Annotated in this window: 14 protein-coding genes and 1 tRNA gene; 10 read left to right on the top strand and 5 right to left on the bottom strand. The window is 67.5% G+C overall.

Features of this window, described 5'->3' with window-relative positions:
* On the top strand, positions 1–289 hold a 289-nt coding region (locus L0U85_RS09225; protein WP_241377465.1), incomplete at its 5' end, for a transposase.
* On the top strand, positions 283–930 hold the full coding sequence (locus tag L0U85_RS09220; protein ID WP_347177404.1) for an IS3 family transposase: 648 nt from the start codon (positions 283–285) through the stop codon (positions 928–930). The genes L0U85_RS09225 and L0U85_RS09220, both read left to right, overlap by 7 nt.
* 293 nt (positions 931–1,223) lie before the next feature.
* Here the strand turns inward: L0U85_RS09220 and L0U85_RS09215 are convergent.
* From L0U85_RS09215 to L0U85_RS09205, 3 genes are all read right to left on the bottom strand, one after another.
* Positions 1,224–1,294, bottom strand: a tRNA-Gly gene (locus L0U85_RS09215).
* Positions 1,295–1,371: 77 nt separating this feature from the next.
* Positions 1,372–1,983, bottom strand: coding sequence for an HAD family phosphatase (locus L0U85_RS09210; RefSeq protein WP_241377464.1), 612 nt, complete (start codon positions 1,981–1,983; stop codon positions 1,372–1,374).
* 58 nt (positions 1,984–2,041) lie between these two features.
* Positions 2,042–2,707, bottom strand: coding sequence for a ThuA domain-containing protein (locus L0U85_RS09205; RefSeq protein ID WP_241377463.1), 666 nt, complete (start codon positions 2,705–2,707; stop codon positions 2,042–2,044).
* A 228-nt stretch (positions 2,708–2,935) separates the two neighbouring features.
* On the opposite strand from L0U85_RS09205, the gene tig reads away from it, so the two are divergent.
* Positions 2,936–4,306, top strand: coding sequence for a trigger factor (tig, locus tag L0U85_RS09200; RefSeq protein WP_241377462.1), 1,371 nt, complete (start codon positions 2,936–2,938; stop codon positions 4,304–4,306).
* Between the two features lie 175 nt (positions 4,307–4,481).
* Here the strand turns inward: tig and L0U85_RS09195 are convergent, their stop codons facing one another.
* Complete coding sequence (locus L0U85_RS09195; RefSeq protein ID WP_241377461.1) at positions 4,482–4,751, bottom strand: hypothetical protein; 270 nt, start codon at positions 4,749–4,751, stop codon at positions 4,482–4,484.
* A gap of 282 nt (positions 4,752–5,033) precedes the next feature.
* Here L0U85_RS09195 and L0U85_RS09190 point away from each other — a divergent pair, with 282 nt between their 5' ends.
* The 4 genes from L0U85_RS09190 to clpX all read left to right on the top strand — a co-directional run bounded on the left by L0U85_RS09190 (position 5,034) and on the right by clpX (position 9,373).
* Positions 5,034–6,221, top strand: coding sequence for a S8 family peptidase (locus L0U85_RS09190; protein WP_241377460.1), 1,188 nt, complete (start codon positions 5,034–5,036; stop codon positions 6,219–6,221).
* 335 nt (positions 6,222–6,556) lie between these two features.
* Positions 6,557–7,108 carry an ATP-dependent Clp protease proteolytic subunit gene (locus L0U85_RS09185; protein ID WP_241377467.1) on the top strand — a complete coding sequence of 184 codons (552 nt, stop codon included), beginning with the start codon at positions 6,557–6,559 and terminating at the stop codon, positions 7,106–7,108.
* 19 nt (positions 7,109–7,127) lie between these two features.
* Positions 7,128–7,790: an ATP-dependent Clp protease proteolytic subunit gene (locus L0U85_RS09180; protein WP_241377459.1), complete on the top strand. Its 663-nt coding sequence runs from the start codon at positions 7,128–7,130 to the stop codon at positions 7,788–7,790.
* 278 nt (positions 7,791–8,068) lie between these two features.
* Positions 8,069–9,373, top strand: a complete 1,305-nt coding sequence (gene clpX / locus L0U85_RS09175; RefSeq protein ID WP_241377458.1) for an ATP-dependent Clp protease ATP-binding subunit ClpX — start codon at positions 8,069–8,071, stop codon at positions 9,371–9,373.
* 66 nt (positions 9,374–9,439) lie between these two features.
* Here clpX and L0U85_RS09170 read toward each other — a convergent pair whose 3' ends face one another.
* Complete coding sequence (locus tag L0U85_RS09170; protein WP_241377457.1) at positions 9,440–9,772, bottom strand: PLD nuclease N-terminal domain-containing protein; 333 nt, start codon at positions 9,770–9,772, stop codon at positions 9,440–9,442.
* A 119-nt stretch (positions 9,773–9,891) separates the two neighbouring features.
* Between L0U85_RS09170 and L0U85_RS09165 the strand changes: the two genes are divergently transcribed.
* From L0U85_RS09165 to L0U85_RS09155, 3 genes are all read left to right on the top strand, one after another.
* The gene (locus L0U85_RS09165) at positions 9,892–10,668 is read left to right on the top strand and encodes an electron transfer flavoprotein subunit beta/FixA family protein (protein WP_241377456.1); all 777 of its coding nucleotides are present in this window, start codon (positions 9,892–9,894) and stop codon (positions 10,666–10,668) included.
* Positions 10,669–10,677: 9 nt separating this feature from the next.
* On the top strand, positions 10,678–11,607 hold the full coding sequence (locus L0U85_RS09160; protein WP_241377455.1) for an electron transfer flavoprotein subunit alpha/FixB family protein: 930 nt from the start codon (positions 10,678–10,680) through the stop codon (positions 11,605–11,607).
* Between the two features lie 101 nt (positions 11,608–11,708).
* Positions 11,709–12,304: biotin transporter BioY (locus L0U85_RS09155; protein WP_241377454.1), on the top strand; the 596-nt coding region annotated here is incomplete at its 3' end.

Genomic DNA, 12,304 nt, shown 5'->3' with positions numbered 1-12,304 from the left:
CCAGACCTTCCACACCAGCGCGGAACTTGATCAAGCCCTGGGTATGACGATCGCCGACATCGCCAGGAAGCTCAATGTCACCTACGAGTCGGTCCGTACCTGGGTGCGCAAGGCCAAGGCCACGAACGCCGCGCCTGCGCCCGAGGGCGGTGAGGGCGAGCCCTCGCGCGCCGAGCTGATCACGGCGAACGCCGATCTGGCCAAGCGGCTGCGGGAAGCCGAGAAGGTCATCGAGGTGTTGAAGGCCTCGACGGCATTTTTCGCCTCCGAGATCCGTCGATCGTGGTGAGTCTGGTTCGCGCCCTTCGCCCCACGCACGAGGTCGGTCTCATCCTGCGGGTGTTGGGCATCAGCCGATCGACCTACTATCACTGGCAGGCGCGCGAGCATGATCCGAGCGCGCGGGAGGTCGACGATCGGGCCCTGACCGCCCATATCCAGCGGATCTGGGAGGACTCCGATCGCACCTACGGCGCCGACCGCGTCTGGGGTCGCCTGCGTCGCGATGGTGTGCGCGTGGGCCGCAAGCGCGTCGAGCGGCTCATGCGCGTCCAGGGCTGGCAAGGGGCCTATCGCCGGGCCCGGACCGGTACCGCCTGGCACGATCGGCGCGCTGTGGAGGCTGAGGACTTGGTCAGACGCGATTTCACCGCCACCGCGCCCGATCGGCTGTGGCTGGCCGATGCCTCCTGGATTCCCACCCGCGACGGCGGGGCGTGGATCGCGGCGATCAAGGACGTCTTCGCCGGCACGATCGTGGGATGGTCGACCGCGCGCACCTGCGATACCGACCTGATCGAGACCGCCTTGGACTACGCGTTGGTCACCCGCGACCATCGCCCGCACATAACGGTCCATCACTCGGGACTCGACGATCCACCGGATGCTGGCCGGGATCGACCAGCGGGCGGCATGCCTGCGCATCGGTAAGTTGGCGACTTGAGAGCGGCTTGGCTCCGAGGGCGTTGGTTTACAGGCCAATGGAGGGTTCGTGGGGTCGGGTCCGACGAGGCGTTGAACGGCTGGTCGTCGGGGAGGAGTCTGTGTCTGTCCACATAGACACGGGTTCGGTTTCCACCTCGAACCAGCCTCGAAATCTTGCCAACGGTCGCCACCGGTGGCACATGGTCGCCGACTACCTGCGTGACTACCCTGACTACCCAAACGCCCCCGGTTCGATCCTGCGATCGGAACCGGGGGCGTTTTCCCAGCTAGTGGGGCTGAGCGGGCGACGAGAATCGAACTCGCGTCATTGGTTTGGAAGACCAAGGCTTTACCATTAAGCTACGCCCGCGCGGGCCGCCAGCGGCGGACCGGGAACGAGTCTAGCGTGCGGTGATTCTCTCCTGCAAGGAACCCGCCGGGGGAGTGTCAGCCGGTGTGCTCGAGGACGCTTCTCAGAGCTTCGGTGCTGGTGAAGGTGTGGACTTGCCAGCCCCGTTCGGCCGCAGCGGCGGTGTTCTGGCGGTTGTCGTCGATGAAGAGCAGTTGGTGCGGGGACGCCTCCTGGGCGGTGCGGAGGTGGTCCTCGACAAGTCGGTAGGCCTCCGGGTCCGGTTTGCGCGCCTTCAGGCGGCAGGCGAAGTATCGGTGGCGGAACCACTTGGCGGCCTCGGGGAAGCGCTCGTCGAAGAAGTCGGCGAACAGCGGCCCGTTGTTCGAGAAGATCGCCAGCGGGAGGTTTGCCGAGGTCAGGGCGTCGAAGACGTCCTTGTCGGGTGTGAACGCCGACGTCCAGATCCTGCTCAGCTCGTCGGTGTCCCCGTCGAAGCCGATCATGTCGCCCACCTGGTCGCGGATTTCCTCCTGGGTGAACTCGCCGGCTTCGCAGCGTGTCTCGAAGCCGGAGGCGAAGAGGCGTTCTTCCAGTTCGCCGCGGAGCAGGCCGGTTCGCTCGGCGAGGATCTCGAACCGGTGCTCGGGGTCGAACTTGAACAGAACGGAGCCGATGTCGGTCACGATGACGCGTATGCCGTCGGCCAAGGAAACCACCTCGTCGGGGATCGGGTGCGTCTGGCCCTAAAGCATAACGTGGCATCTCTCACTGCTTGGGGAGGACACTTTCCAGCCCACCGCGAATATGGCGCAGGAACACGGGGTCGGAATATGCGGAGATGTCGTGACCCAGAGCGGTGTAGAAGCACCGGCCGGCCTCGAGGCGGCGGTGCCAGGCGAGGGGGTGGGGGTCGCCCATCGCCAGGTCGGCGGTGTCGTAGCTGTCCTCGTCGACTTCGAGCAGCACTTCGACGCCGGTCGGGCGCTCGTCGAAGCTGTACCACTCGTCATTCCAGGTCCATTCCTGTGGCAGGTGGGACGTGGAGGGGTGCGCCGTGTCGACCTTGACCTTGCCTTCGGTGCAGCCCGGGGGGTGGCCGATGAAGCGGGCCCCGACGAGCTGGCGGAAATAAGGCCAGCTCCGCTCGGCGGTCGAGGCGGCGTGGATGCCGCACCAGCCCCCGCCGCCGGTCACGTAGTCCGCGAGTGCGGCCCTGCCCAGCTCGTCCAGCACGTCGCCGGAGGTAGACAGCCACACCATCGCCGTGTATGCAGTGAGGTCGGTCGGGTTGAAGACGCTCGCGTCCTCGGTGTGCTCGGCGTGGAAGCCCAGGTCGTCGGCGATGGACTTGAGAGCCTCCACCCCGGCGGGGATGGAGTCGTGCCGGAAGCCGGTCGTCTTGGTGAACAGCAGGATTGCGGGAGCGGCCATTCGTCCTCCTGGATAGCGGTAGCTCGGCGTAGTCTAGGCGTCATGCCGTCCCCAGTCCACGCTGCCGTCTCATGGTGACCTCCGGCGATATCGGCCACACCCGCCGGGGTGGCGCGCCCGCGACGACCTAGACTCGATCTGAGCGGGGGTGGATTCTGCGTGTTCGAGACCGCGAGCCCCCGTGTTGACGCAATAGCAATTAAGCGAACTTGATCTAGGAGTACGCCTGTGAAGAGCACTGTCGAGACCCTGAGCCCGACCAGGGTACGGCTGTCGGTCGAGGTGCCGTTCGAGGAGCTGGCGCCGTACATCAATGAGGCGTACAAGTCGGTCGGGCAGCAGGTCCGCGTCCCCGGTTTCCGTCCTGGCAAGGCCCCCCGTCCGGTCATCGACCAGCGCGTCGGCCGCGAGTCGGTCTACGCCCAGGCGATGGACCCGGCGGTTCAGGCCAACTTGAACAAGGCCGTCAGCGAGAACGACGTGAACGCCCTCGGCCGCCCCGAGCTGACCGAGGTCAAGCCGATCGAGGACGGCAAGCCGTTCGAGTTCGTCGTCGAGACCGATGTGACCCCTGACTACGAACTGCCCGACTTCTCGACCCTGAAGGTCACCGTCGAGGCCGACGACGTCTCCGAGGAGGACATCGACGCTGACCTCGAGTCGCAGCGCCTGCGCTTCTCCTCGCTCAAGACCGTCGAGCGCCCCGCCGCCGACGGCGACTTCGTCGTCGTCGACCTCAAGGCCACCCAGAACGGCGAAGAGGTCGAGGGCGGTTCGGTCACCGGCATGAGCCACGAGGTCGGCTCGGGCAATCTGCTCGACGGCCTGGACGAGGCCCTCATCGGCATGAGCGCCGAAGACGAGAAGACCATCCAGTCGACCCTGGCCGGCGAGCAGGAGGGCCAGACCGCCGACGTCGAGGTCCGCGTCCAGCAGGTCAAGGAGCGCGAGCTGCCCGAGCTAGACGACGAGTTCGCCGAGATGTCGAGCCCGCACGACACCCTTGAGGAGCTGCGCGACGCCACTCGCCAGCGCCTGGAGGAGCAGGCCGTCTCGGGCAAGGCCTCCGAGGCCCGCTCCAAGACCCTCGACGCACTTCTCGAGGCCGTCGATCTGCCGCTGCCGGAGAAGACCGTCAACGACGAGATCGACAACAGCCGGAACCACCTCGAAGAGCAGGTCACGCAGATGGCCGGCAGCTTCGAGGAGTACCTCGCCGCGATCGAAAAGACCGCCGAGGAGTTCGACGCCGATCTGCGCAAGGACATCGAGTCGAACCTTCGCCAGTCGATCATCCTGGGCCGTATCGCCCGCGAGAAGGAGCTGGAGGTCTCCGGCGACCTCATGACCGCCGAGGTGGTGCGTCAGGCGCAGCAGCGCGGCGTCCCGCAGGAGCAGTTCCAGCAGTTCGTCGACCAGCTCCGCGGCAATGGCGGTCTCCAGCAGATCGCCGCGAACCTGCGCCAGCAGCTCGCGCTGGAGGAGGTCGTCAAGGAGGCGACGATCGTCGACGCCAAGGGCAACGAGCTGTCCGAGGAGGCCCTGTTCCCGGGCCGCGCCAAGGCCGAAGCCGAAGCCGAGGAGTCGACCGAGGAGTAGTCGCTCCCGTCTGATTCGTCTGGGGCCCACCGCGAAAGCGGTGGGCCCTTTCGTCTTGCATGCGCTTTCGGAATTTCTTGCCACTCGCGGGTGGAGATGCAATTCACGATAAGCATTTAAGTTTCTCGATGTAGCACACGACCGCAACGGAAGTGCCACATGTGAGTCCCCGTCCTCATCCGACGGGTATCCAGGCAGCAGCCGGGCTCTGCTTCGCATCGACCTTCGCGTTCGAATTCCTCTCGTGACCGAATGTCGCCGCGGCGTGTGCGACTACGTCTACGTCCTCGATTTCGGGCAGCTCCTCACCGAGGGCGAACCTGAGGACGTCCAGCGGCACCCTGAAGTGATCGCCGCGTACCTGGGAGGTGGCGGGCTGCTTGGCATCTCGGACCTGGGCTCCGGCTGGCTCGGTGCCGGTGCTCCGCGGGGTCTCGATGAGCATCGAGGAGGGCTCGAGGTCCTGCTGGGTCTCGACGGAGCCGGAAAGAGCACGGCGCGCATGACCCTGGCGGGCGTCCAGCCGGTCACTGACGGGGACGTCTACTACGACGGCCGGAAGCGCAGACGTGCAGTGGGGGAGCCTGACACATTGTGCTCCATTGTGCTCCATTGTGGTCTAAATGGGGACGTTTCGCATCACGTTACGTAAGGTAACCAAACCTATCGATATCTTGATATGGTGTGACAGAAGCCATAGTAGAATGCTGCAGAAGGGTGAAACCCCATGCCTAGCACGACCTTCAGGCCCATCCGTCGCCTCCTCCTCACCGCGGCCACCGCCGCGGCCCTCACCGGTCTCGCCGCCGTACCGGCGGTCGCCGATACCGGCGCCGATCCAGGGCGCGCGTCCGGCGAGATCCTCGGCGCCTCCCTCCCGACCGCCATCTCCGGGGAGTACATCGTCGTGTTCGAAGACGACGCCTCCGAAGCGGTCGTCGAGGACTTCGGCGGTACAGTCGCCGAGGTCTTCGACTCCGTCGACGCCGCCTTCGCCACCATGAGCGAGCGCGAGGCCGAGCGCCTGGCCGCCGACCCGGCCGTGGCCTACGTCGAGCAGAACCAGACCGTCCGGGCCGGCGCCACTCAGACCGATCCGCCCTCATGGGGCCTCGACCGCATCGACCAGCGCTCACTGCCGCTCGACGACTCCTACACCTACCCGAACGCCGGCGAGGGCGTCCACGCCTACATCATCGACACCGGCATCTGGCTGGGCCACGAGGAGTTCTCAGGGCGCCTCGCCCCCGGCTTCAGCTCGGTCCTGCCGATCATCGGCGACGGCAACGACTGCAACGGCCACGGCACCCACGTCGCCGGGACCGTCGGCGGCACCGACTACGGCGTCGCCAAGGAGGTCACGCTCGTGCCCGTTCAGGTCCTCAACTGCGTCGGTTCGGGCACCACCGCCGGCGTCATCGAGGGCGTCGAGTGGGTCACCGAGAACGCCCGGCAGCCCGCCGTCGCCAACATGAGCCTCGGCGGCGCGAACTCCGAGGCCCTCGACGACGCCGTCGCCGCCTCGATCGCCTCCGGCGTCACCTACGCCGTCGCCGCCGGCAACGAGGACGCCGACGCCTGCAGCTCGTCCCCGGCCGCCGAACCTTCCGCGCTGACCGTCGCCGCCTCCGCCGCCGACGACGCCCGCGCCGACTTCTCCAACTGGGGCTCGTGCGTAGACCTCTTCGCGCCGGGCGTCGACATCGAATCCGCCTACCTCCTCGGGCTCACCCAGAGCCTCAGCGGCACCTCCATGGCCGCGCCGCATGTCGCCGGTGCCGCCGCCGTCTACCTGTCGACGCACCCGAACGCCACCCCCGGCCAAGTTGCCGCGGCCCTGACCGGCGCGGCCACCTCGGGGGCGATCGGCGACCCGCAGGGCAGCCCGGACCTACTCCTCCACGTCACCGACTAGCCGAACGCCAGAGCGGACCCGGCCGGCCCCGCCGGCCGGGTTTCGTGCTGTCGCACACCGAGTGCGAGCGGCGGTCCCGGGTACGCCGGACGATGGGGCCCGGTCCGCACTCCCGGGCTCCGCTGGAAGCGAACACGGAGCCCAGGCGCGTCCGAACGTCGGCCCGACGGGTTAAGGTCTGGGAGGTAATCGCAAAGCCGACTGCATATCGCCGAGACAGAATGAAGGTGCAAGTCATGGAGCATTCGATTCCATTCTCCTCGGAGCTGGAGAGGAACGTCTTCCTTCCGGCCGCCCGCCGAGGCGGCTCCGCGAGCTCCCCCGGCCTGGACGACATGGTGTTCGACCGCCTGCTCCAGGAGCGGGTGATCTTCCTCGGCTCCGAGGTGAACTCCGAGATCGCCAATCGGCTGTGCGCGCAGCTCATCCTGCTCGAAGCCGAGGATCCGGAGCGGGACATCAAGCTCTACATCAACTCGCCCGGCGGCTCGGTGTACGACGGCATGGCGATCTACGACACCATGCAGTACATCAAGAACGACGTCGCCACCGTCGCCATGGGCATGGCCGCCTCCATGGGCCAGCTGCTCCTGTGCGCCGGCACCTCGGGCAAGCGCTACGCACTTCCCCACGCGCGCATCATGATGCACCAGCCTTCGGGCGGCATCGGCGGCACCGCGTCGGACGTTGCGATCCTGGCCGAGCAGATGCTCTACACCAAGCAGATGTTCCAGGAGCGCGTCGGCCACCACACCGGGCGCACCATCGAGGAGATCGAGACCGACTCCGACCGCGACCGCTGGTTCACCGCCTCCGAGGCGAAGGACTACGGCTTCATCGACCATGTGGTCCAGCGAGTGACCGACGTCCCGGCTGACGCCCAGTAGGAACGAGGGGATAAAAGACATGGAATTCAACGCCCACTCCGGCCCGGCCTACCAGCAGCAGGCCCGCTACATCGTCCCGTCGTTCACCGAGAAGACGTCGTACGGGGTCAAGGAGATGAACCCGTACAACAAGATGTTCGAGGACAGGATCATCTTCCTGGGCTCCCCGGTCGACGACACCTCCGCCAACGACATCATGAGCCAGCTGATCGTCCTCGAAGGCAACGACCCCGAGCGCGACATCATCATGTACATCAACTCGCCCGGCGGCTCGCTCACGGCGCTCATGGCCATCTACGACACGATGCAGTACGTGCGCCCGGACATCCAGACCGTGTGCATGGGCCAGGCCGCCTCGGCCGCCGCCGTGCTCCTCGCAGCCGGCACGCCCGGCAAGCGCACCGCGCTGCCGAACTCGCGCGTGATCATCCATCAGCCCGCCACCGAGGGCACCTTCGGGCAGGCTTCCGACATGGAGATCCAGGCGCGCGAGATCATGCGCATGCGCGACCAGCTGGAGAAGGTCCTCGCCCGTCACACCGGCCAGGACCTCGCTCGGGTCCGCAAGGACATCGAGCGCGACAAGATCTTCACCGCCGAGGAGGCCGTGGCCTACGGCCTGGTCGACAACGTGCTGGCATACCGCAAGAAGAACGCGCTGCCCGCCGAGGCCGCGGCTTAGCTCCAACCGCATATGAGAGAGGGCGCGGCGGGCCGACGGCACGCCAGCGGAGCCGTCGGTTCGCCGCGCCCTGCACCACCGCGCGACGGAGCCTCGTGTCTGGACGATCCCCTTCCCTTTGTCGCCCACTCGAGGTACCGTGGCGCTGGCACTGGCGGAACGCTTGCCACGTCCGCTCAGGTACCGGATCGTCACTAGCGATCCGGCCGCAAATGCGAAATAATGGATTGAGACACCGGTTCGTCCAGAATCAACCGAGCACCTTAGGAGCGACTGCGATGGCGCCACGCCTGGGAGACAGTGAGATCTTGAAGTGCTCCTTCTGCTCGAAGTCGCAGCGGCAGGTCCGGAAGCTGATCGCGGGGCCGAACAACGTCTACATCTGCGACGAGTGCATCGATCTGTGCAACGAGATCATCGAAGAGGAGTTCGCCGAGGAAGCCGAGGTCGCCTGGGAGGACCTTCCCAAGCCCAAGGAGATCGTCGAGTTCCTCGACCAGTGGGTCATCGGCCAGGGCGACGCCAAGCGCTCCCTCGCCGTCGCGGTCTACAACCACTACAAGCGTGTCCAGCTCGGCGAGCTGGGCTCCTCCAAACCCGGTGTCGACCACGTCGAGCTGCAGAAGTCGAACATCCTCCTGGTCGGCCCCACCGGCTCCGGCAAGACGCACTTGGCGCAGACGCTCGCGCGCATGCTGGACGTGCCGTTCGCGATCGCCGACGCCACGGCCCTGACCGAGGCCGGCTATGTCGGCGAGGACGTCGAGAACATCCTCCTCAAGCTCATCCAGGCCGCCGACTTCGACGTCAAACGCGCAGAGACCGGCATCGTCTACATCGACGAGATCGACAAGGCAGGCAGGAAGGCCGACAACCCCTCGATCACCCGTGACGTCTCCGGTGAGGGTGTGCAGCAGGCATTGCTGAAGATCCTGGAGGGCACGGTGGCGTCGGTGCCGCCGCAGGGCGGGCGCAAGCATCCGCACCAGGAGCACATCCAGATCGACACCTCGAACATCCTCTTCGTCTGCGGCGGCGCGTTCGCCGGGATCGAGGAGATCATCGAGAACCGTATCGGGAAGCGCACCGTCGGCTTCACCGCGCCGTTGCGCTCGGCGGAGGACGACGCGGACGACGCGATCGTTTCGCAGGTCATGCCTGACGACCTGCTGAAATACGGTCTCATCCCGGAGATGGTCGGACGCCTGCCGGTGCTGACCACTGTGAACCATCTGGACAAGCCGTCGCTGCTTCGGATCCTGACCGAACCGAAGAACGCGCTCGTGAAGCAGTACCAGCGGCTGCTGGAGCTCGACGGCGTGGAGCTGGAGTTCGCCGACGACGCGTTGGAGCCGATCGTGGAGTCGGCGCTGCTGCGCGGCACCGGCGCACGCGGGCTGCGTGCGATCCTCGAAGAAGTCCTGCAGCCGGTGATGTTCGAGATCCCGTCGCGCGCCGACGAGGTGGCGAAGGTGTGCATCACCGCCGACGTGGTGCGACGCAACGTGAACCCCACGCTGGTGCCGAGGACGAAGGCCACCCCGCGCCGGACGGCGCGCCCTCGTCGAGAGCGGTCCGCCTGACCAGGCGGCGCGCCCCGGACACGGAACAGGGCCGGGCTGGCGCCCGGCCCTTCGACGGTGCCGCGGTCAGTCTTCTCGTCGCTCGTCGTCGCGGAGCTGGCGGTCGAGGTCCCGCAGGAAGTCGGGATCGTCGTCCGGAGCGACCGGGCCGCGCGGCCGCCTCGGGCCGCCGCCGGCGCCGCCGCTCGGCCGTCCGGGACCAGGCATGCCGCCCTCCGGTCTGGCGCGCCCCAAGAGGAACCACAGCAGCGAGCCCGCGATCGGCAGGAGCACGATGATGAGCACCCACCAGCCGCGTGTGAGCCGCCGGGGCGACTTCTCACCGCCGAGGCAATCCGCCACTGCGGCGATGAGCAGTGCCAGGTGGACGAGGAACAGGAGGACCGCAACCCGGATCATTCTCCAATCATGCCTTGTCCGGCTCGCCGGGTCCAACAACGGCTCGGGTAGTTACTCGCTGGTAACTTCATTAGGATATAGTCACTGGTCCGTACGTACTGACCCTGCGGAGGTTGTCTATGAACATCGTGGTTCTGGTCAAGCAAGTCCCCGACTCGGGACTCGCAAGACAGCTGGACGCCGAATTGCGGGTCGACCGCAACGGCGCCAACAACGTCATGGGGGAGCTCGACGAGTACGCCGTCGAAGCCGCCCTCCAGCTCAAGGAGGCTCACGGCGGCGAGGTCACCGTTCTCACGCTCGGGCCCGACCAGGCGACCGAGACCGTCCGCAAGACCCTCGCCATGGGGGCCGACAAGGCCGTCCACGTCAGCGACGAAGCCGTGGCCGGCTCCGATGCCCTGGCCACCTCCAAGATCCTGGCCGCCGCGCTCGGCCGCCTCGAATGGGACCTCGTCATCGCCGGCGCCGAGTCCACCGACTCCGGCATGGGCGTCATGGCCCACATGCTCGCCGCCCGCACCGGCGCCGCGGCCGCCACCGGCGCACGCAAGATCGAGCTCGACGGTGATGCGATCACAGTGGAGCACCAGCGTGAGAACGGCTACGACGTCCTCACCGCGTCCCTGCCCGCGATCGTCTCCGTGTGGGACACCATCAACACGCCGCGCTACCCGTCGCTCAAGGGCATCATGGCCGCCAAGCGCAAGAAGGTCGAGACGTTGACCGTCGCCGACCTCGGCATCGACCCGAGTGAAGTCGGCGCCGGCGCCGCCACCACCGAGGTCCTCACCGCCGCCGACCGGCCCGAGCGCAGCGCCGGCCAGATCGTCACCGATGAGGGCGAAGGCGGCCGCAAGCTCGCCGCGTTCCTCGCCGCCGAGAAGTTCATCTAGGAGACCGCCATGGCTGACATCCTCGTCTACGTACCCGAAACCGGCAAGCACGCCGCCGAGGTCCTCACGCTCGGACGCTCCCTCGGCGACGTCTCGGCGATCGCCTTCGACGCCCAATCCGCGGCCCTCGCGAGCGAGTACGGCGCCGCCAAGGTCTACCGTGTCAGCGCCGAGGGCGCCGACGACTACTTCGTCGATCCCAAAGCGACGGTCCTCGCCGACGTGGCCCGCAAGACCGAACCGGCCGCGTTCCTGCTGCCGAGCACCGACGAGGGCAAGGCGCTCGCCGCCCGGCTCGCCGTCGACCTCGACAACGGGCTGCTGACCGATGTGACCGGACTCGACGCCGAAGGCGTCGCCGAGCAGGACATCTTCGCCGGCGCAACGATCACGACTTCGAAGATCACCAAGGGCTTCACGCTCGCCACGGTCAAGGCAGGGGCGACCGAAGCCGAGGCCGCGCCGAGTGAGCCGGTCGTGGAGGACGTCGAAGCCGAGGTGGCCGAGTCCGACAGGCGCGTCCGGATCGCCGAGAGCGTCGTCGAGCCCGCGGGCGACCGCCCGGGCCTGGCCGAAGCCGACGTGGTCGTCTCCGGCGGCCGCGGCGTCGGTTCCGCCGACGACTTCGCGCTCATCGAGCGCGTCGCCGACGTCCTCGGCGGCGCCGTCGGCGCCTCCCGCGCCGCGACCGACGCCGGGTACTACCCGCACAAGTTCCAGGTCGGGCAGACCGGCACCACCGTCAGCCCGCAGCTGTACGTCGCCGCCGGCATCTCCGGCGCGATCCAGCACCGGGCCGGAATGCAGACCTCCAAGCTCATCGTCGCGGTCAACAAGGACGCCGATGCCCCGATCTTCTCCATGGCCGACTTCGGCGTCGTGGGCGACCTGTTCGAGGTGCTCCCGCAGGTGCTCGAAGAGGCCGAGAAGCGCAAGTAGCTGCGCTGCTGGGGCGTCATCGGTCCGAAACAACTGTGGGTTAGGCTTCGAAACAGCCTCTCGTTTGACGAAACCTACAGATGATGTTGGAGGAATCCGCAATGACCGCCCCAGCAGCCGCGCTCCCCGCGCCCCGAGTCCTGGCCGATCTGCTGCCCGGCACCTCGCGTGCCGCCGCGGTCGCCCGTGACGCCGTCCTCGTCCTCGGCGGAGCCGCAGCCGTGGGTGCCTCGGCTCAGGTCGCGATCACGATCCCGCAGATCAGTCCGGTCCCGTTCGTCCTGACGACGTTCACCGTGCTGCTCCTCGGCGCCTCTTACGGGCCGCTTCGCGCGGGGCTGACGCTCCTGGTCTACCTCGTCGCCGGCATGGCCGGAGTCCCCTGGTTCACCGATGGCGCTTCCGGCCACGCCATCCCGACCCTCGGCTACATCGTCGGCTTCCTCGCCGCGGGCATCGCGGTCGGCTGGCTGGCCGGGCGCGGAGCCGACCGGACCGTGCTCAAGACGGTCGGGCTCATGGCCGTGGGCAACATCGTCATCTACGCCTTCGGCGTGCCGTACCTCGCCTGGTCCTACGGCGTCGACGCCGCTCAGGCGGTCGCGTGGGGCATGACGCCGTACCTCATCGGCGACTTCATCAAGCTCGTCGCCGCCGCGCTGCTCCTGCCGAGCGCCTGGTGGGCGGTCAGGCGCTT

Origin of the sequence: Glycomyces sp. L485 (assembly GCF_022548875.1) — a bacterium.
Classification (GTDB): domain Bacteria; phylum Actinomycetota; class Actinomycetes; order Mycobacteriales; family Micromonosporaceae; genus Glycomyces.
This window is presented reverse-complemented; position numbering and strand designations above follow the sequence as displayed.

Coding starts and splice junctions, on each gene's coding strand:
- L0U85_RS09170 (WP_241377457.1), bottom strand. CDS start 9,772: ATGATCCGGGTTGCGGTCCTCCTGTTCCTCGTCCACCTGGCACTGCTC.
- L0U85_RS09160 (WP_241377455.1), top strand. CDS start 10,678: ATGGCTGACATCCTCGTCTACGTACCCGAAACCGGCAAGCACGCCGCC.
- L0U85_RS09180 (WP_241377459.1), top strand. CDS start 7,128: ATGGAATTCAACGCCCACTCCGGCCCGGCCTACCAGCAGCAGGCCCGC.
- L0U85_RS09165 (WP_241377456.1), top strand. CDS start 9,892: ATGAACATCGTGGTTCTGGTCAAGCAAGTCCCCGACTCGGGACTCGCA.
- L0U85_RS09195 (WP_241377461.1), bottom strand. CDS start 4,751: ATGCTCATCGAGACCCCGCGGAGCACCGGCACCGAGCCAGCCGGAGCC.
- L0U85_RS09190 (WP_241377460.1), top strand. CDS start 5,034: ATGCCTAGCACGACCTTCAGGCCCATCCGTCGCCTCCTCCTCACCGCG.
- L0U85_RS09205 (WP_241377463.1), bottom strand. CDS start 2,707: ATGGCCGCTCCCGCAATCCTGCTGTTCACCAAGACGACCGGCTTCCGG.
- L0U85_RS09185 (WP_241377467.1), top strand. CDS start 6,557: ATGGTGTTCGACCGCCTGCTCCAGGAGCGGGTGATCTTCCTCGGCTCC.
- clpX (WP_241377458.1), top strand. CDS start 8,069: ATGGCGCCACGCCTGGGAGACAGTGAGATCTTGAAGTGCTCCTTCTGC.